This window comes from Blautia sp. MCC269 (assembly GCF_018785655.1).
In the GTDB taxonomy this organism is placed as follows: Bacteria; Bacillota; Clostridia; order Lachnospirales; family Lachnospiraceae; genus Blautia_A.
In genome coordinates this window covers 1-17,756 of record NZ_WQQE01000037.1, presented here as the reverse complement: position 1 = coordinate 17,756, position 17,756 = coordinate 1, and the positions used below count along the sequence as shown (strand labels likewise).

General features: G+C 41.5%; 14 protein-coding genes and 1 tRNA gene. 12 read left to right on the top strand and 3 right to left on the bottom strand.

Going from position 1 to position 17,756, the window contains the following annotated elements; all coding sequences use genetic code 11:
• Nucleotides 1–99: 99 nt before the first annotated feature.
• From GPK88_RS11370 to GPK88_RS11355, 4 genes are read left to right on the top strand one after another with little or no spacing between them, the layout of a single operon-like run.
• On the top strand, nt 100–1,140 hold the full coding sequence (locus GPK88_RS11370; RefSeq protein WP_148445700.1) for an ABC transporter ATP-binding protein: 1,041 nt from the start codon (nt 100–102) through the stop codon (nt 1,138–1,140).
• Nucleotides 1,137–2,000, top strand: coding sequence for an ABC transporter permease subunit (locus GPK88_RS11365; RefSeq protein WP_148445698.1), 864 nt, complete (start codon nt 1,137–1,139; stop codon nt 1,998–2,000). The genes GPK88_RS11370 and GPK88_RS11365 overlap by 4 nt, the downstream gene beginning before the upstream one ends.
• A gap of 13 nt (nt 2,001–2,013) precedes the next feature.
• Nucleotides 2,014–3,543, top strand: a complete 1,530-nt coding sequence (locus GPK88_RS11360; RefSeq protein WP_173762159.1) for a GldG family protein — start codon at nt 2,014–2,016, stop codon at nt 3,541–3,543.
• Complete coding sequence (locus GPK88_RS11355; protein ID WP_173762158.1) at nt 3,543–5,108, top strand: DUF4340 domain-containing protein; 1,566 nt, start codon at nt 3,543–3,545, stop codon at nt 5,106–5,108. The genes GPK88_RS11360 and GPK88_RS11355 overlap by 1 nt, the downstream gene beginning before the upstream one ends.
• A 107-nt stretch (nt 5,109–5,215) precedes the next feature.
• Here the strand turns inward: GPK88_RS11355 and GPK88_RS11350 are convergent, their stop codons facing one another.
• Nucleotides 5,216–8,527, bottom strand: a complete 3,312-nt coding sequence (locus tag GPK88_RS11350; protein ID WP_173771682.1) for a YhgE/Pip domain-containing protein — start codon at nt 8,525–8,527, stop codon at nt 5,216–5,218.
• A gap of 394 nt (nt 8,528–8,921) precedes the next feature.
• Between GPK88_RS11350 and GPK88_RS11345 the strand changes: the two genes are divergently transcribed.
• Nucleotides 8,922–9,512 carry a TetR-like C-terminal domain-containing protein gene (locus tag GPK88_RS11345; protein WP_148445690.1) on the top strand — a complete coding sequence of 197 codons (591 nt, stop codon included), beginning with the start codon at nt 8,922–8,924 and terminating at the stop codon, nt 9,510–9,512.
• A gap of 141 nt (nt 9,513–9,653) precedes the next feature.
• On the opposite strand, the gene GPK88_RS11340 is transcribed toward GPK88_RS11345, so the two are convergent.
• Both GPK88_RS11340 and GPK88_RS11335 read right to left on the bottom strand, forming a co-directional pair.
• Nucleotides 9,654–10,607: an alpha/beta fold hydrolase gene (locus tag GPK88_RS11340; protein ID WP_173762156.1), complete on the bottom strand. Its 954-nt coding sequence runs from the start codon at nt 10,605–10,607 to the stop codon at nt 9,654–9,656.
• A 282-nt stretch (nt 10,608–10,889) separates the two neighbouring features.
• Complete coding sequence (locus tag GPK88_RS11335; protein WP_148445686.1) at nt 10,890–11,333, bottom strand: SseB family protein; 444 nt, start codon at nt 11,331–11,333, stop codon at nt 10,890–10,892.
• Between the two features lie 399 nt (nt 11,334–11,732).
• Between GPK88_RS11335 and GPK88_RS11330 the strand changes: the two genes are divergently transcribed.
• The 7 genes from GPK88_RS11330 (at nt 11,733) to GPK88_RS11300 (ending at nt 17,718) form a co-directional block, all read left to right on the top strand.
• On the top strand, nt 11,733–11,888 hold the full coding sequence (locus GPK88_RS11330) for a hypothetical protein (protein WP_215707827.1): 156 nt from the start codon (nt 11,733–11,735) through the stop codon (nt 11,886–11,888).
• 908 nt (nt 11,889–12,796) lie between these two features.
• Nucleotides 12,797–13,564, top strand: coding sequence for a ParA family protein (locus GPK88_RS11325; protein ID WP_118071877.1), 768 nt, complete (start codon nt 12,797–12,799; stop codon nt 13,562–13,564).
• Nucleotides 13,564–14,493 carry a ParB/RepB/Spo0J family partition protein gene (locus GPK88_RS11320; RefSeq protein ID WP_173762154.1) on the top strand — a complete coding sequence of 310 codons (930 nt, stop codon included), beginning with the start codon at nt 13,564–13,566 and terminating at the stop codon, nt 14,491–14,493. Before GPK88_RS11325 ends, GPK88_RS11320 begins: the two co-directional genes overlap by 1 nt.
• 8 nt (nt 14,494–14,501) lie before the next feature.
• Entirely contained in the window at nt 14,502–15,023 is a 522-nt protein-coding gene (locus GPK88_RS11315; RefSeq protein WP_118170150.1) for a DUF4446 family protein, read from the top strand.
• A gap of 42 nt (nt 15,024–15,065) precedes the next feature.
• Entirely contained in the window at nt 15,066–16,361 is a 1,296-nt protein-coding gene (gene serS / locus GPK88_RS11310) for a serine--tRNA ligase (RefSeq protein ID WP_021976386.1), read from the top strand.
• A gap of 33 nt (nt 16,362–16,394) precedes the next feature.
• Nucleotides 16,395–17,270, top strand: a complete 876-nt coding sequence (locus tag GPK88_RS11305; protein ID WP_173762153.1) for a DUF3881 family protein — start codon at nt 16,395–16,397, stop codon at nt 17,268–17,270.
• 374 nt (nt 17,271–17,644) lie between these two features.
• A tRNA-Arg gene (locus tag GPK88_RS11300) sits at nt 17,645–17,718 on the top strand.
• Nucleotides 17,719–17,756 lie beyond the last annotated feature (38 nt).

Genomic DNA, 17,756 nt, shown 5'->3' with positions numbered 1-17,756 from the left:
TTACACTATACAATGATAGAGATGCCCCTGGATTCCCCCATTCTCTGTTTCATCCAGGGGCATTTTCTATTGTAAAGATGCTTAAAGGAGGAGAGTAAAGTGATCGAAGTAAGTAATCTGGTCAAAAAGTATGGCGATCATACTGCAGTTGACCATCTTTCCTTTCAAATCGAAAAGGGGAAAATTTACGGATTCCTGGGACCCAACGGTGCAGGAAAATCAACAACAATGAACATGATCACAGGATACATTGCTTCCACAGAGGGAAAAGTAATGATCGATGGTCATGATATTCTGGAAGAACCGGAGGCAGCCAAGAAATGCATCGGCTATCTGCCGGAAATGCCGCCACTCTATTTTGACATGACTGTTCTTGAGTACATGAAATTTGCGGCTGATCTGAAAAAAATCCCAAGAAACCAGAAAGACAAACAGATAAAAGAAGTCATGGATATGGTAAAGATCACAGACATGAAAGATCGTCTGATCAAAAACCTTTCCAAAGGTTATCGCCAGAGAGTCGGCCTTGCACAGGCAATCCTGGGATATCCGGAAGTGATCATTCTGGATGAGCCGACCGTAGGACTTGACCCGAAGCAGATCATCGAGATCCGTGACCTGATCAAAAGCCTGAAACAGAAACATACAGTTATCTTAAGTTCCCATATCCTTTCCGAGGTAAGAGCCGTATGCGATTATGTTCTGATCATTTCTCACGGAAAACTGGTAGCCAGTGATACGCCGGATAATCTGGAACGTCTGGCAGCAGGTTCCAACAGTCTCCTTATGAAAATAAAAGGCGAGAAAGACACCATCCGAAAAGGCCTGGAAACCATCGAAGGCGTTACCGGTGTGGAAATGTCTTACGACAGCGATGAAGAGCTGTGGAAAACAAAGCTTTCCGTTCAGGAAAATGTGGACATCCGGGAAAAAGTCTTCTATGTCATGGCAAAAGCAAACTGCCCGATCTACGAGATGCAGGTTAAGAGAGTTTCCCTTGAGGATGTATTCCTTGAACTCACCGAAGGAGAAAAAAAGAAATCCACCGGAAACCCGGAGAAATCACAGTGGAAACCGGTAGAAGATAAATCTGAGGAACCGGAGAAAACTTCTGATGAGAAAGAGGGGGATCAGTCATGACAGCAATTTTTAAAAGAGAACTGAAAAGTTATCTGACCTCCATGGTTGGATATCTCTTCATATTTTTTGTCCTGGTGCTGACCGGAATTTATTTTTCTGCATATCAGCTCTCAGGTGGTTACTCAAAGTTTGAATATACATTAAGCGCACTGACCTTTGTGTTTCTGATCGGTGTGCCGATTCTTTCCATGCGTGTACTCGCAGAAGAACGCAAACAAAAAACCGATCAGCTTCTTCTGACAGCGCCGGTATCCGTATGGGATATCGTATTTGGAAAATACCTTGCACTGGTAGCAGTGTTTGCTATTCCGGTTGTGATCATGTGCTTTTATCCGCTGATCATGAGTAAATTCGGAACAGTAGCATATGCTTCTGCATACACCGGAATCCTGGGATTTTTCCTTCTGGGATGTGCCAATCTGGCAATCGGTGTATTTATGTCAGCACTTACAGAAAGCCAGGTAATTGCAGCAGTACTTACTTTTGTGTTCCTGTTTTCTTTTTATATGATGAATGGAATTTCTTCCTTCTTCTCACAGACTTCCATGTCAACCGCAGTAGCATTTGGACTTCTGATCGTGGCAATCGCAATTATTATTTATACCATGATCAAAAATGTTCTGATCTCTGCAGTGATCGGTGTTGTGGGAGAAATAGCCCTTGTGATCGTATACGTTATAAAATCCAGTATTTTCCAGGGCGGTATCCAGAAAGTACTGAACGTATTTAACCTGAGCGGACATTATGAAAACTTTACAAACGGTGTGTTTGACGTGACAGGAATTGTTTATTTTATTTCTGTTATTGCAATCTGCCTGTTCCTTACCATGCAGTCCATTCAGAAGAGACGCTGGAACTAGGGGGTGAATGGAAATGAAATTCAGTGAAAAATTCAAGAAAAATAAAGGCGAATCAGTTACAACAGAATCTGCACAGGATTCCGGTAAAAAGAAACATAAACCAGATCCGAAAAAACTGGTAGGTACCATCAGCAAAAAGCACATCAAAAACGGTTCCTACAGTATGGCTATGGCAGCAATCTTTATCGTGATCGTGGTTGTGATCAATATGATCGTCGGTGCAATCCCATCCAAATATTCACAGCTGGATGTAAGTTCATCCAAGCTTTACACCATCGGTGATGAAACTAAGAAAGTGCTGAAAGCGCTGGATAAAGACGTTACCATTTATCAGATTGCCCAGAGTGGTTCTGAGGATGATACGATTTCCAATCTTCTGAAACGTTATGAAGATGAGTCCAAACATATTAAAGTTGAGGTAAAAGACCCGGTTGTAAATCCGAAATTTGCATCTGAATATACAACCGATGATCTCTCTTCAAACAGCCTGATTGTAGTTTGCGGAGACAGAAACAAAGTTATCAATTACAACGACATGTATTCTACTTCTGTAGATTATAATACCTGGCAGCAGACCACAACAGGTTTTGATGGTGAGGGACAGATCACAAGTGCTATCGGATATGTAACATCGGAAGATCTTCCAATTATGTACACCTTATCCGGACATGGGGAAAAAGATCTGGACTCCAACTTTAAAGAAGATATCCAGAAAGCCAATATTGATATCAAAGAGCTGAACCTTCTTACCGAAGGAAAAGTTCCGGATGATGCGGACTGCCTGATGATCGTATCTCCGACCAGTGATATTTCCGAGGAAGAAAAAACAGAAATCCTGGATTATCTGGAGGCAGGCGGAAAGGCCATGATCTTCTCTGATTATACACAGGATGATCTGCCGAACTTCGATGCAGTTCTTGAAAATTACGGTGTAAAACGAGCTGAGGGAATTGTATTTGAGGGTGATAATCAGCATTATGGAATGCAGATGCCATATTATCTGGTACCGACTGTCAATAGTACAGACGCAAGCTCTGAGACAGCTTCAGCAGGATCTTATGTACTGGCGCCATATGCACAGGGCATCCAGAAAACAGATGATGTAAGAGATACCGTAACCATCAACAGCATTCTTACAACTTCCGATCAGGCTTATTCCAAGACCAACATGCAGAGCAGCAATATTGAGAAAGAAGATGGCGATGTAGATGGTCCGTTTGATCTTGGTGTGGCCATCACTGAGACATTAGATGATGACAAAGAAACACAGATTGTTTATTACTCCACAGCAAACCTGATGGAGAGCCAGGTAGACCAGATGGTATCCGGTGGAAATGAGAAACTTCTTCTGGAATCTTTAAGCTGGATGACCAGCACAGATGACAGCAATTCTGTTTCCATTCCATCCAAGAGCCTTCAGTCCACAAGCCTGACAGTAACCGATTATGATGCAGCTTTCTGGAAGATCTGTACTATCGGTCTGATCCCGGGAGTGTTCCTTGTTGCAGGATTTTTGATCTGGCTTAAGAGGAGAAAAGCATAATGAAAAAATCAACCAAACTTGTTTCTGCTGTTGTTGTTCTGGCAGTTCTCGGCGGTGTTTATGTAGGATTAAATACCTACGTGTCCAAAGAAGAACAGACAGAGAGCAGCAGTGAAGAGGAAAACAAAACCAAAGTGTTTTCCGTGAAAACAGAAGATATCAAGTCTCTGGAATTTATTGTGGATAAAAAGGAAACCACCTTTGAGAAAAAAGATGATTCCTGGGTAAAAAAAGATGAGACTGATTTCCCTGTAAATCAGACAACTCTGGATTCTGCAGCTTCCGCCATTGAAACGGTGGAAGCGGACAGAGTCTTGGAAAATGTAGATAATCTTACGGAATACGGACTGGATTCCCCGTCCAATACAATAACCGTTGATACCAGTGATGGTACAACGAAATTCAATATTGGAGATGAAAATACTTCCACAAATCAGTATTACATTACAAAAGATGACGATGACAGTACGGTTTATGTGGTAGCGGCATCTACCGTTACTCCGTTTATGGATTCTCTTTATGATTATGCACAGGGAGAAGATTTCCCGACGATTGATTCTTCCACAGTGAAAAAAGTGCAGGTCAGCGAAGATAAAGATTCCTACGTTCTGGAAGAAAATTCCGATGGAGCTACTTGGGATGTTTCCAGTGATGGAAGCAGTGATAAAGAAACAGCAGATACGACGGCAGCAGGAAATGTAACTTCCGGACTTGGAAATTTTGCGTTTGACCAGTTTGTAGACTACAATGCGGAAGATCTTTCCAAGTATGGCCTGGATAATCCGTATGCGACGATTACAGTGGATTATCAGGAAGAGGTGGAGGACACCAGCTCAGATTCCTCTGAAAGCGATTCTACGGCTTCTGAGAGCGATTCTAAAGATACACAAGGTGATGAGGCAGACAGTACGGATGCTTCCGACGACAGCAGCTCTTCTGAAGACACCAAGACAACTACAGTAGATAAACAGCTTGTTATCTACGTTGGTGATGAAGCCGGAGATGGCAGCAGATATGTAACTGTAGATAACAAACAGATTTATACAATGTCCACAGATACATTGAGTGCGGTTATTGATAAGACACCATCGGATCTCTGGTCCCTGATTGTGAATTATCTTTCTGTAAAAAATCTGGATCAGCTTCAGGTTACTTACGGCGGTACAACAAATACTGTAAATGTTTCACGTGAAACAACAACAGACGATGACGGTAATGATAAAGAGACAACAACCTATCAGCTGGATGGAGAGGACATAGAAAGTACAACCTTTACAACCTTCTATAACAAGCTGACAAATATGGCAGGACAGAAGAGGCTGACAGATACCTACACCCCGGCAACAGATCCGGAGATGACAGTTGTATTTACAGACTCTGACAAGAACCAGACAACCGTTACCTTCTACACATATGATACAAACTATTACGCAGCTGTCGTTGGAAACAAAGTATTCCTCGTAAACAAAATGACAGTAAAAGAAATGTTTAATGCATATGAAACTATGGTAAATGGTGAAACAAAAACAGAAGCCACAGCAACACCAACTGCTGAGGCGAAATAGAAAATAATACAAAAAAAACCTGTACAGTGGTTTCAGCCCACCGTACAGGTTTTTTTGTGTTATGTCCAACAGAAGGTTCGGGGGAGCTTCTGTCAGTTACATGTTAGTTAAGCAAGACCTCTTTCTTCCAGCCAGTCGAAGAGAACAACTTTTTCTGCTTTCTTTCTCTTGGCCATGTGATTGAATTGAAGGATTGTCAGGATCGTGAAGATCACAAACAGTACAGCCAGTACAATTACGGAAGTAGTAATACTTCTGCCACCACTGATTGTTGCACGGAATGCATCAACGGTGTAAGTGAATGGCAGGTATGCGTGAATCTTTGAAACAAATTCAGGAGAAATCTCAACCGGATAAGTACCGGCAGATCCTGCAAGCTGAACGACCATGAATACCAGCATCAGGAAGCTTCCTACTTTACCAAGTGTGATGTTAAAGAAATACATCATGGATGTAAAGGTCATTGCTGCGAGGCAGGCGAAGAGGACTGTCTTGCCCATCTCAACAGGGGTGAATCCGTTAAATGCATGTAACAGAAGGATCAGACAAATTGCCTGAAGGATTGCTACCGGATAAAGTACGGAAGCTTTGCTTGCCCACCATGCAAAACCGGATTTCAGTTTGCCTTTATACTGAGCCAGAGGATACATCAGGCAGAATGCCAGTGCACCGACCCAGAGGCCTACAGACATCATATAAGGTGCCATTGCGTGTCCGTTATTCGGAACATCGGTAAGTTTTGTTTCATCGCTCACAACTGGTGTTGCGAACATCTTGATTGTCTCGTCACTTGCTGAATTATCTTTTACAGTTTTAGCTCCATCGCTGAGGCTTGTAGTCAGTGTTTCAGAACCATCTTTTAGCTCTTTCACACCATTTCCAAGTTTCTTGGAACCATCATACAGCTGTGAAGAACCACTCTGAATCTGAGAAGCACCATCTGCCAGCTGTTTTGCACCACTGTTCAGAGTGCTGTTATTGCTTACAAGTTTTTTGGTACCAGTATAAAGAGTAGTAGTACCGCTTGCTAATGTCTTGGTGCCATTTGCAAGAGTAGTAGCACCGCTTGAAAGTGTTTTAGCTCCATTGGAAAGCTGACTGGTACCGCTGGTAAGAGCGGAGCTGTTTGCTGCCAGTTTTGCAACACCATCTGTGTAAGTTTTGATTCCTGCTGTCAGTGTTTCAGAACCATCGGCAAGCTGACCTGCACCGGATTTCACCTGTGGAAGTGCGCTTGTGATCTGTTTTCCGGCTGCTTTCAGATTCTTAGCTCCAGAAGTAAGTTTCTTATCGTTAGCAGTTAATGTATCGAATCCTTCATTCAGTGCCTTGATTCCGGCAGCTGCCTGTGGGAAAGATGTTGTGCTTGTTTCCAGTGTCTGAAGACCTGCGGAAACCTGCTGGGTTCCGGCATTTACAGCTTTAGATCCAACATAGAGTTTATTTACTCCTGCGGAAAGCTGAGCGATCAGATCAGACGGAACTGCTGGGATCTGGCTTGCACCTGCGGCCATTTTTTCTGCACCCGCATTCATGCTGGCTGCACCCTCTGTCATGGAAGCTGCGCCTTTGGAAAGACTGTCTGCGCCAGCAGTAAGACCATTGGAGATTGCGCTCAGTCCGGTTGCTGCTTCGTTAAGCTTTGAAACAGTAGCATTCAGACTTTCCTGAGTGGAGGAGAGCTGACTGGATACACCGGATACTAACTGTGAAGCCTGTTCGGAATAGCTGTTCATATAAGAACCATCTACACCGGACATTCCACTAGCTGCATCGTTCAGTGCACCGATTACTTCGCTAAGGCTTTCAGCAGAAACTGTTCCATCTTCAGAAGCGGATGCCTGAATAGCCTGAAGTGCAGCTGCAGCATTGCTCATGCTCTGCTGTGCAGTACTTATTGTTGTGTTTGCTTCTGTAAGCTTTTCGGTAGTTGTCTGTCCATAGCCTGTGAGAAGATCATTGATCTGCTGTCCAACCTGTGAGAACTGTGCGCCTGCATTCTGTACTGCAGGAATCAGCTCGTTGGAAATGTTGGAACTGGTCTGGCTGGTAATGCCTGCTGCCTGATTGATATATCCAGCAGCGTTGTTGATTCCGTTTGCTGCATCTGTCATACCATTAGCGGCTGTTGTCATGCCATCTGCTGCATCATTCATGCCCTGTTTTGCAGAGGCAAGACCGGCAGATAAGGTTTTGATAGATTCATCAGTAGTGCTGTCTTTTAAAGAAGAAACAGTATCATTGAGGTTCTTTAATCCGGCTTCCAGCTGCTGGGTTCCGGATACAAGTGACTGAGATTTGTCACTGCCCTTTGTAACAGCCTGATTCAGCTGAGAAATACCATTGGAAACATCTCCAAGTTTTTCCAGACCGGAAAGCTGTTTTGCACCAGCTGCCAGCTGTTCTGCACCTTTTACATAAGCAGTTGTTCCATCGACAAGAGTGTCGGCACCGCTTACATACTGTGTGGTTCCACTGGAAAGGGTATTAATACCTTCGCTCAGTGCTTTTGCACCGGATTCCAGACTGCTTGCGCCACTTTTCAGTGCATCGGAATTTTCGTTAAGTTCGTCAACACCTGCGGTATACTGCTGAACACCTTTATCCAGGGTATCAACGCCTTCTGTCAGTTCCGGAACTTTTTCTGTAAGAGTGGCAACACCGCTGTTCAGCTGTTTTGCACCATCATCCAGACTTTTTGCTCCGTCGTTGACCTGTGCTACACCATCGGTGTATGTCTTAAGTCCTTCAGTAAGGCTGTCAGCGCCGCTTACAAATGTAAGAGTACTGGTGGAAAGTTTCTTCAGGTTCTTGGTAATGGTTTTATTACCATCGGCAACTGTACTTAAACCGTCTTCGATTTTTCCGGATCCGTCAGCTGCTTCCTGCATTCCGTCACCAGCTTCTGAGATAGAATCAAAAACGGTTTCGGTGTAGGTTTCAGTAACCTGTGATGCAATGTTGTCACGAAGTTTCAGGATCGCGGTTTCACTGAGCTTGGAAGCTATGTAGTTGGTTCCTGGGTTGGTCTGATAGCTCAGCTCCATCTGTTTTGGATTATCATCCATTACTGTAGAAGCATTTGCGGAGAAGTCTTCCGGAATGGTAATAACCATGTAATAGGTTCCGTTTGCCAGACCGTCCTCTGCTGTCTTACTGTCTACAATGTTGAATGCCATTGAGTCGTTGTCTTTCAGCTCATCCGCCATATCCTTGCCTATACTTAGTGTCTTGCCATTGTACTCGACGGGTTTATCTTCGTTTACCACAGCCACCGGCAGGTTATCCACGCTTCCATAAGGATCCCACATGGATTTCAGAAACAGGCCTGCATAGATGATCGGGATAACGATGATTGCGATTACAACGATAAGCATGAGCTTATTGCGAAGTAAGCTTTTCCATTCGTTTTTGATCATTTTACCTATCCCTTTCTTATTAAATTTTTTGTATTTATAGTTTGCAGCGTTCCGATTAATGATTACATTGAGACAGATTCTGAAAAAATTCTTCCTGATGTAAGGATTTTCTGGATTGCTACAGTTGATTAATCAAACTTTATTCCAGTAATGGTATCGAGTTCTATTAATCACTCTTGACTCTATTAATAGTTCTTAAATCCATTATCAAACAAAGTGTTGATTTTCTTTACGTGATGTATTATACTAAACACATACCACAGATACAACCATTAAATATTTGCGGAATGTACATTAGTAGACATATATTGAATATTTGTCTATAACACAATAAAATCTACAAGATAGACAAATAACAGCTATTTTTTACAGGAATGATTGGGGGAAATTTGAAATGGCGGAAAAAGTTGACAGAAGAGTACGAAAAACGAAAGCGCAGCTTCGTGCAGGACTGGCTCGCCTTATGCAGAAGAAGAGCATTAAAGAGATTACCGTGAAAGAACTTGTCGAGGAAGTGGATATTAACCGTTCGACGTTTTATCTTCATTATACAGATATCTATCAGATGCTTGAGTCTATTGAGGCGGAATTGATGGATGAGGTTTCTCATCTGGTAGCGGATTATCCTCTGGATCCTATTAATAATAAGGAGAGTTCTTATCCGTTTATTGAGCAGATTTTTACGATTCTGGACAATAATAAGGATATTTGTATTGCACTTCTCGGAAAGAATGGCGACATGGCGTTCGTCAGTCGGATTGAAAAGTTAATTGCAGATACAGTTCTGCATCGCCTGTCTATTCGTCTGCCGAAGGATAACCGTGACATTGAGTATGCGTATGCTTTTTGCCTGAATGGATGTGTAGGAATGATTAAAACATGGCTTTCTTCTGAAAATCAGGAATCTACACAGCATATGGCAGAACTGACACATAAGTTGATTGATAATACAACACATATGTATTTAGAACAGGCTTTGAGATAGTAGAATCTTTGATGTTTCACGTGAAACAGTAAATAAAAAAATGAAATAAGAAAATAGAGGCTATATAATTGCTATAAAATTATATAACCTCTATTTTTTTATGAAATCTTATGAATGTTTTTTAATAAATATTTTCTGGATTTACAGGAAAATAGATACCTGCTCCAGAAAATGCTCCGGATCTTCAAGGTGAGGAAGATGTCTGGTTTCGGGGATTACAGCAGTCTCAATGGAAGAATTCAACTTCTGATATTCTTCTGCAATAAGAGAACCGGAAGCTTCTTTTTCGCCGGAAATAATATAAATGCAGGCATCAGAAGATTCTACAGCATTATTAATACTGATGTTGAGATATTTTCCAATATAGCTGGAGTACAGATATTTGGCATTGGAACCGCCTTTATGAGCGGACTCATAATAAGTATCGACCAGTATATCTGTCACGTGGAACGGATTATAGAATAATTGTTCCATGAAAAGACTGCTGATAGTTTCACGTGAACATGCAATATGATAGATCAATGTTCCGAAAACAGGGAATTCGATCAGGCGTTTGAATAATTTATTATCCTCACAAGGTGCCTGCTTCAGAGAACTGAGGCTTGGCGGATTGACAAGCATAATTTTTCGGAAATAATCAGAATTATTACGATATGCCATAATTGCAAAGGATCCGGAAAAGCCGCTGGCAATAACGTCTGTTTCCTGCTGAATAACATTTTTTGCAAAATCGCAAAGTAATTGAGCATATACAAAATTGGTGTAAGTAATATCCGGCTTTTCTGATCGGCCACATCCAAGAAGGTCTAACGTGTAAACAGTATGTTCTGTCGCAAGCTGTTTTTCAACGGAACTCCATTCATATCCGGATGCTCCTGGCATCATATCGTGAACAAGAAGAAGCGGAGCCCCATGTCCCTGTTTAGTATAGTGGATTTTTCCAAAACGCCAGTTATAGGTTTTGCTATGTGGCTGTTCCAGCATGTCTTTAAGCTGTGATGTAGCATCTATAAAACGGTTGGCAATATGAATGACTCCTGCGGCTGTGCCTAATAAAGCTACAAGTGTAAATAGTTTGTGTCCATTTTTCTTCATTAAAAGCCTCCTGAAATTCGTACAAAGTGATCAGGGAAAATATACTGCTTTATGCGCTAAAACTTCACTGATCTAATGTGTTTTGTCTGAATATTTCTTTGCTTTATTATACGCTATTGAGGGGGATTTTACAATGCTTTTGTAGACTGGGAGAAGAAAGGTGAAACGTGAACAGTAACATGTGAAAAACAATAGAAAAGAAACAATTTTATGAGTTTTACAATGTATGTTTCACGTGAAACACACATTGTAAATACATGGCTGTAAATAATATTACACAGATTATACAGGATTTCCAAGAATGATATTGATTAAAGTTTTATTGAGCATAATTGTCCGATTCCAGGGATTAATAATTACTCCTTCAATAGATGGTTCCTCCAGTGCGGAATAAAAAAGTTTGTCAATATCGGCGGTAAAAGTAGACATGATCTGGTTACTGCCTTTTAATTCTTCGTCAAAGCTGGTAAAAGTAGCCCACCATTGTTTTCCGTCGCTGGTTTTTATGGCCTGAAGATTGATTATTCCATCACCTTTGGGTGGTTCTACTGCGATGATCAACTGAGCACGCTCTTTCGTTCTGCGACGAATTACAGTGAGAACGTGCGCCAGCATTTCTTCTGTAGCGTCCTGCTGGAGAGCAGCGATTGCAGTTTCGATTTTGTCATTTCCCTGAAGCGTTTTATCTAATTGGGCCTTTGCCTGATCGTGGTTAATTGGATTCATGATAGAAATATTCCTTTCAATATAGATAGATTGTTAATGGTTGTATTATAGCATTTCCGGAAATAGAGCGGCAAGATTAAGTTAAATGCAAATATGCATGCTTTTATGGATGAGGGTGTGAGGAAGGAAATGTAGAAAGAAAATATATATGTCCAATATATCGGACTTTTCTGTGAGAAAGAAAAATAAAAGAAGAGATATGACAAAACATAAAGGTTTAACGCTAAAAATAGCATAAAAGTACGATTTATAGTACTATAATAATATTAATGTACGATTTATAGTACATATATAAAAATGCACAAAAATCCCCTAATACCAATATGTGCACCTGCACACACCGAAAATGCAACAAATACTACCGTTTTTATTGCAAATACCTTATGAATAAGGACCTGAATGGGCGACGGTACAAAAAAAGTCCTTTTTATTTCTGAAATGGCACAATTAAAGGGGATTTTTTTAATACTTTATGCGGCTGTACGTCTTAAATATGCTGCTGTAATGGTGCATGTAGGTCCTGAATATAGCTATTTTGATAAAAAACCCTTTTGATGATGGATTTGAGGCTTATATATAGAGAAGAAAAGGTACTTTGAGCTGCCTGAAAGATCAGTTTGGACAAATCAGAAGAGCTTCAGATGGAGATTTTGAGACCGATAAGCTATGAATGGAGAGATACTGGCAGGCAAATGTCCTGGGGATGACTGAAAAAAATACAAATACGCCGCTTCGCGGCGTATAGCCAGAATAAAAAGATGACACAAAATGAAACTTTGCTGTCTGAAATAAGAAGATGACAAATGTTTTTCACAAGATATAAATTCAACTATATTGTGCTTGTAATGACTATAAAATAAGCATTTTTAATACTTTATAGTTTCTATATATTATATAAAAATGACAAAAACAGCAAAAATCAGACGTCTCTAAAATACGCCAAAATTCGCTGTTTCATTTTGCTATATGACAAAATACGCCGATATATTTCCTGAAACGGTACCAAAAAATCTTTCACAACATTTCGCTCTTCATCGTAATATCAATTGGTTTTACTTCTGTCCTGAAAAGAAAATAAGCGACGTTTGAGTGCCACAATGTATAAAAGCAAGTCCCCACCCACTGCTTATTGCTTTTCGCAACCCCGCAGGGGACTTCCTTGATTCGGTTAAATGGCGATAAAGCTCAGGCTATATACGCCGAAAAAAAGAGGCGTAATTGATGATAATAAAATATGAAATAATTGCATTTATAACAGGACAGGTTCTGGAGTAAGAACCGTGTATTGTAAGAGCAGTTTAAGAGCCCTGAAGTTTGGGTATACTACACAATAAATAAAATAATTCAAAACCCATTTTCTATTGTTTCACGTGAAACATTATGTGGCGGTTTAAAAATAAAAGTGTTATAATGGTATCCAATGAGTAAAAATCCCTTAAAAAATACAAAAAAGGAGGGGTAAAATGGGACGAATCATTGCAGTTGCCAATCAGAAAGGCGGGGTTGGAAAATCAACAACGGCAATTAATTTATCGGCCTGCCTTGCTGAAAAAGGGAAAAAGGTTCTTGCCATTGACATAGATCCGCAGGGAAATACCACAAGTGGACTTGGCGTGGACAAGAATGCAGTAGAAAATACCCTTTACGAGCTGCTGCTTGGAGAAGCAGAGACAAAAGATACCATTATAAAAAACGTAGTAGATAATGTTGACCTGATACCATCGAATATGAATCTTTCCGGTGCTGAGATTGAGCTGGTAGATCTTGAGGATAAGGAATATATCCTGAAAAAGATTACTGACAAGCTGCGTCGGAAATATGATTACATAATCATGGATTGTCCGCCGTCACTGAGCATGCTGACAATCAATGCCCTGACGGCGGCAACTTCTGTTCTGGTACCGATTCAGTGTGAGTATTACGCACTGGAAGGTCTGTCACAGCTGATACATACCATCGAACTGGTGAGAGACAGATTGAATAAACGTCTGAAAATCGAAGGCGTGGTCTTCACCATGTATGATGCCAGAACAAATCTGTCACTCCAGGTTGTAGAGAATGTAAAAGAAAACCTGGATCAGAATATATACAAAACGATCATTCCGAGAAATGTACGACTTGCAGAGGCTCCAAGCTATGGAAAACCAATTAACCTGTACGATTCAAGATCTACAGGAGCAGAAAGCTACCGTCTTCTGGCAGAAGAAGTTATCAGCAGGGAGGGCGAATAATGGCTGCAAGAAAAACAGGAGGCCTTGGAAGAGGTCTGGATGCACTGATTCCTAATAAAGCCGGCGGACCGTCAAAGGAAACCGCAAAAAGGACAAGATCCACAGTTAAGAAAGAAAAAACAGAAGCACAGGAAAAACCTGCGGCAGAACGTCTTGTAAAAATTTCCAGTGTGGAGCCGAATCTGAATCAGCCGAGAAGGCATTTTGATGAGGACGCACTGATGGAGCTTTCTGAATCCATCAAGCAGTATGGAGTTCTTCAGCCACTGCTGGTATCAGATAAGAAGGATTATTTTGAGATCATAGCAGGGGAACGTCGCTGGAGAGCAGCCAAGATGGCTGGACTTAAGGAAGTTCCGGTTGTGGTAAAGGAGTTTACAGATCAGGAGATTGTGGAAATTTCTCTGATTGAGAATATTCAGCGGGAAGATCTGAACCCTATCGAGGAAGCGATGGCTTATAAGCGTCTGATGGAAGAGTTTCACCTGAAACAGGATGAAATCGCAGACAGAGTTGCCAAAAGCAGAACCGCGGTAACCAATTCCATGCGTCTTCTGAAGCTTACTTCAAAAGTCCAGGAAATGGTAATTGCAGATATGATTTCTGCAGGTCATGCAAGAGCACTTCTGGGAATTTCCGATGAAACCTTTCAGGAAAATACAGCCATGAAGGTTTTTGATGAGAAACTCAGTGTCCGTGAGACAGAGAAACTTGTAAAAAATCTGGTTTCCCCGACTAAAAAAGAGAAAACAGAGAGAAATACCGCAGAAGATGCCATTTATGAAAGCCTGGAAGAAAAAATGAAAGGCATCATGGGAACAAAGGTATCCATTCAGCGAAAGAAAAACAACAAAGGTAAAATTGAAATTGAATATTATTCCAGGGATGAACTGGAGAGGATCATTGATCTGTTCGAATCTATCAGATAGGAGGCAGAATGAGCGGAATTTTTGAAAGCATAGGAATTGATTCCGGGATTGTGATCATTATTTTGCTGATCCTTACCATCATTCTTCTGATTAATGTGGTGAGCAGCAATATGCGTCTGAGCCGTCTGGAACGGAAATATAAGCTGTTTATGAGAGGCGGAGATGCACAGTCACTGGAAAAAGTTTTTGTAAGAAAATTTGCACAGATCGACCGGCTGTATGAGGCAAAGGAAGATCATGATCATGACATCAGCTTTATCAAAAAAAATCTGAATGTAATGTTCAGCAAATATGGTGTTGAGAAGTATGATGCTTTTGATGATGTAGGTGGAAAACTTAGTTTTGCGCTGGCACTTCTTGATAAGAATAACACAGGTCTGATCCTGAATGCGGTTCACAGCCGTGACAACTGTTTTCTTTATTTAAAGGAGATTGTAAAAGGTGAATCCTATGTTGTCCTCAGCCAGGAAGAAGTGGAAGCTTTGAGAAAAGCCGTAAACTTCGGACTTGGTGAGATCGAGAAAGAATAAAAATTACAAAAATAAGAATATTTTTAATACAGGAGGAATATCATGTTAGACATTAAGTTTGTGAGAGAGAATCCGGAGGTTGTAAAACAGAATATCCGCAATAAGTTCCAGGACAGCAAACTGGAGCTGGTTGACAAGGTTCTCGAACTTGATAAAGAAAACAGAGAGATTAAGCAGGAGGTTGAGGCTCTCCGTGCTGAGAGAAACAAGATCTCCAAACAGATCGGTGCTCTTATGGGCCAGGGAAAAAGAGAAGAGGCAGAAGAGGTTAAAAAGCAGGTTGCTGCATCCGGAACCCGTATTGAGGAACTTTCCCAGAGAGAGAAAGAGGTTGAGGAAGAGCTTCTGAAAGACATGATGGTAATCCCGAACATCATCGATCCGTCTGTACCGATCGGTAAAGATGACAGCCAGAACGTAGAGATCGAGAAATTCGGTGAGCCGGTTGTTCCGGATTTCGAAGTTCCGTATCATACAGATATTATGGAGAGCTTTGACGGAATCGACCTTGACAGCGCAAGACGTGTTGCAGGTAACGGATTCTATTATCTGATGGGAGACATCGCACGTCTTCATTCCGCAGTAATTTCCTACGCAAGAGATTTCATGATCAACCGTGGATTTACTTACTGTGTACCGCCTTTCATGATCAGAAGCAACGTTGTTACAGGCGTTATGAGTTTCGCTGAGATGGACGCTATGATGTACAAAATCGAGGGTGAGGATCTTTACCTGATCGGTACAAGTGAGCATTCCATGATCGGTAAATTCATCGACCAGATCATTCCGGAGGAAGAGCTTCCGAAGACACTTACAAGCTATTCTCCATGCTTCCGTAAAGAGAAAGGTGCTCACGGACTTGAGGAGAGAGGTGTTTACCGTATCCATCAGTTCGAGAAACAGGAGATGATCGTTGTCTGCAAACCAGAAGAGAGCAAAATGTGGTTCGACAAACTGTGGCAGAACACCGTAGATCTGTTCCGTTCTCTTGATATTCCGGTTCGTACACTTGAGTGCTGCTCCGGTGACCTTGCTGACCTTAAAGTAAAATCCCTCGATGTTGAGGCATGGTCCCCACGTCAGAAGAAATACTTCGAGGTAGGAAGCTGTTCCAACCTTGGCGATGCACAGGCACGTCGTCTGAAGATCCGTGTAAACGGAAAAGATGGTAAGAAATATCTTGCACATACATTAAATAACACAGTAGTAGCACCTCCGAGAATGCTCATCGCTTTCCTGGAGAATAACCTGAATGCAGACGGTTCTGTAAGCATTCCAAAAGCTCTGCAGCCATACATGGGCGGTATGACAAAGATTGAGAAAAAGACACGCGCGTAAGAGAAACGCAGGCTTTTTCAGGGAGGTGTTCTTGTGCATAGTTATTTAAAGGCCGTTGGCTTTTCACAGGTTACCAGAAGAAGTGAAGTAAAAGAAATCATCCGTGATGTGATCGTAAACTACGATGAAAAAGTTTGCGTGGAAAATCATCCGGAAGGCGTATTTGTACAGTTTTCCAAGAATTACGGCTGCGACTGTGGAATCAGCGTTTGTGGTCCGTACGATGAAAACGGTGAGTTTCACGTGGAATATTATTTTCCGTTTTTCAGAGGAACAGGAATCACATCCAGGGAAAAAGTAACTGTTGAACGTCATACAGAGAAAGAATCTTATGCAGGTGCATGTGATGATCTTCGCATTGGTGTGACGATGATCTTTTATCTGCAGAACCCGGCAGAATATATGCAGGAAAAATGCAGAGGCCTGAAAGATCCCGGAAACAGACCTGTAACAGTTTCCGGTCTTGCTTCAGAAGGAAAGATCCTTTTTCCGGTGCAGAAAGATAAAGAGGCTGTAAAGGTGGAACGTGAGCTTGCCAAAAACAGAACAAATCTTATCGAGGCTGCAAGAAATGGTGATGAGGAAGCAATGGAAAGCCTCACAATGGAAGACATGGATACGTATTCCATGATCTCCCAGAGGATTGTTACTGACGATATTTTAACCATTGTGGATTCCTATTTCATGCCATATGGAATTGAGTGTGACCAGTACAATGTACTTGGCGAGATTCTGGATATTATGAAATTTAAGAATATTCTGACTGGCGAAGAAATCTGCCAGATGACTATTGAGAGCAACGATATGCAGTTTGATGTCTGCATTAACAGCAAAGATCTTCTCGGTGAGCCTGCAGTTGGCCGCCGCTTCAAGGGAACGATCTGGCTGCAGGGACAGCTGCATTACTAAGTTTCCGGACCTGGAATTAATTCTTGTAATTTCAAAATAAATATAGTAAAATAATGGTTGTGAAACTTCTGGAAGCATCCGAAATGTTTCACAACCATATATGTCCTCGTAGCTCAGCTGGATAGAGCACTCGCCTCCTAAGAGAAAGCCGAGGCATTCCCCAAAGGGAAAAAATGAAAAACAACTTTCAGTTCGAATCTATTCTGAAAAATGCTAATGGTGACAACAAAGCATTCCCAAAATTGGGGAACGTTCTAATGTTACCAAATCAAAAAAATCTGTAGATTGACAACTCGAAAAAGAGTTGATAATCTTATATATGGCCGAAGGGAAAAATCCCAGAAACCCAGTAAAATCAAGGGTTTGCGGCATGTGTCGTCATAGCTCAGCTGGATAGAGCACTCGCCTCCTAAGCGAGGGGTCGGAGGTTCAAATCCTCTTGGCGACGGGCTTCAAAGCGTTCGAAAATGTTAGCTGGATTAGCTG

Bases quoted from the DNA above. Each gene is read 5' to 3' on its own strand.
- GPK88_RS11335 (WP_148445686.1), bottom strand. From the start codon at position 11,333: ATGAATCCAATTAACCACGATCAGGCAAAGGCCCAATTAGATAAAACG.
- GPK88_RS11315 (WP_118170150.1), top strand. From the start codon at position 14,502: ATGAGCGGAATTTTTGAAAGCATAGGAATTGATTCCGGGATTGTGATC.
- GPK88_RS11350 (WP_173771682.1), bottom strand. From the start codon at position 8,527: ATGATCAAAAACGAATGGAAAAGCTTACTTCGCAATAAGCTCATGCTT.
- GPK88_RS11325 (WP_118071877.1), top strand. From the start codon at position 12,797: ATGGGACGAATCATTGCAGTTGCCAATCAGAAAGGCGGGGTTGGAAAA.
- GPK88_RS11340 (WP_173762156.1), bottom strand. From the start codon at position 10,607: ATGAAGAAAAATGGACACAAACTATTTACACTTGTAGCTTTATTAGGC.
- GPK88_RS11345 (WP_148445690.1), top strand. From the start codon at position 8,922: ATGGCGGAAAAAGTTGACAGAAGAGTACGAAAAACGAAAGCGCAGCTT.
- GPK88_RS11360 (WP_173762159.1), top strand. From the start codon at position 2,014: ATGAAATTCAGTGAAAAATTCAAGAAAAATAAAGGCGAATCAGTTACA.
- serS (WP_021976386.1), top strand. From the start codon at position 15,066: ATGTTAGACATTAAGTTTGTGAGAGAGAATCCGGAGGTTGTAAAACAG.
- GPK88_RS11330 (WP_215707827.1), top strand. From the start codon at position 11,733: ATGGGCGACGGTACAAAAAAAGTCCTTTTTATTTCTGAAATGGCACAA.
- GPK88_RS11365 (WP_148445698.1), top strand. From the start codon at position 1,137: ATGACAGCAATTTTTAAAAGAGAACTGAAAAGTTATCTGACCTCCATG.
- GPK88_RS11320 (WP_173762154.1), top strand. From the start codon at position 13,564: ATGGCTGCAAGAAAAACAGGAGGCCTTGGAAGAGGTCTGGATGCACTG.
- GPK88_RS11355 (WP_173762158.1), top strand. From the start codon at position 3,543: ATGAAAAAATCAACCAAACTTGTTTCTGCTGTTGTTGTTCTGGCAGTT.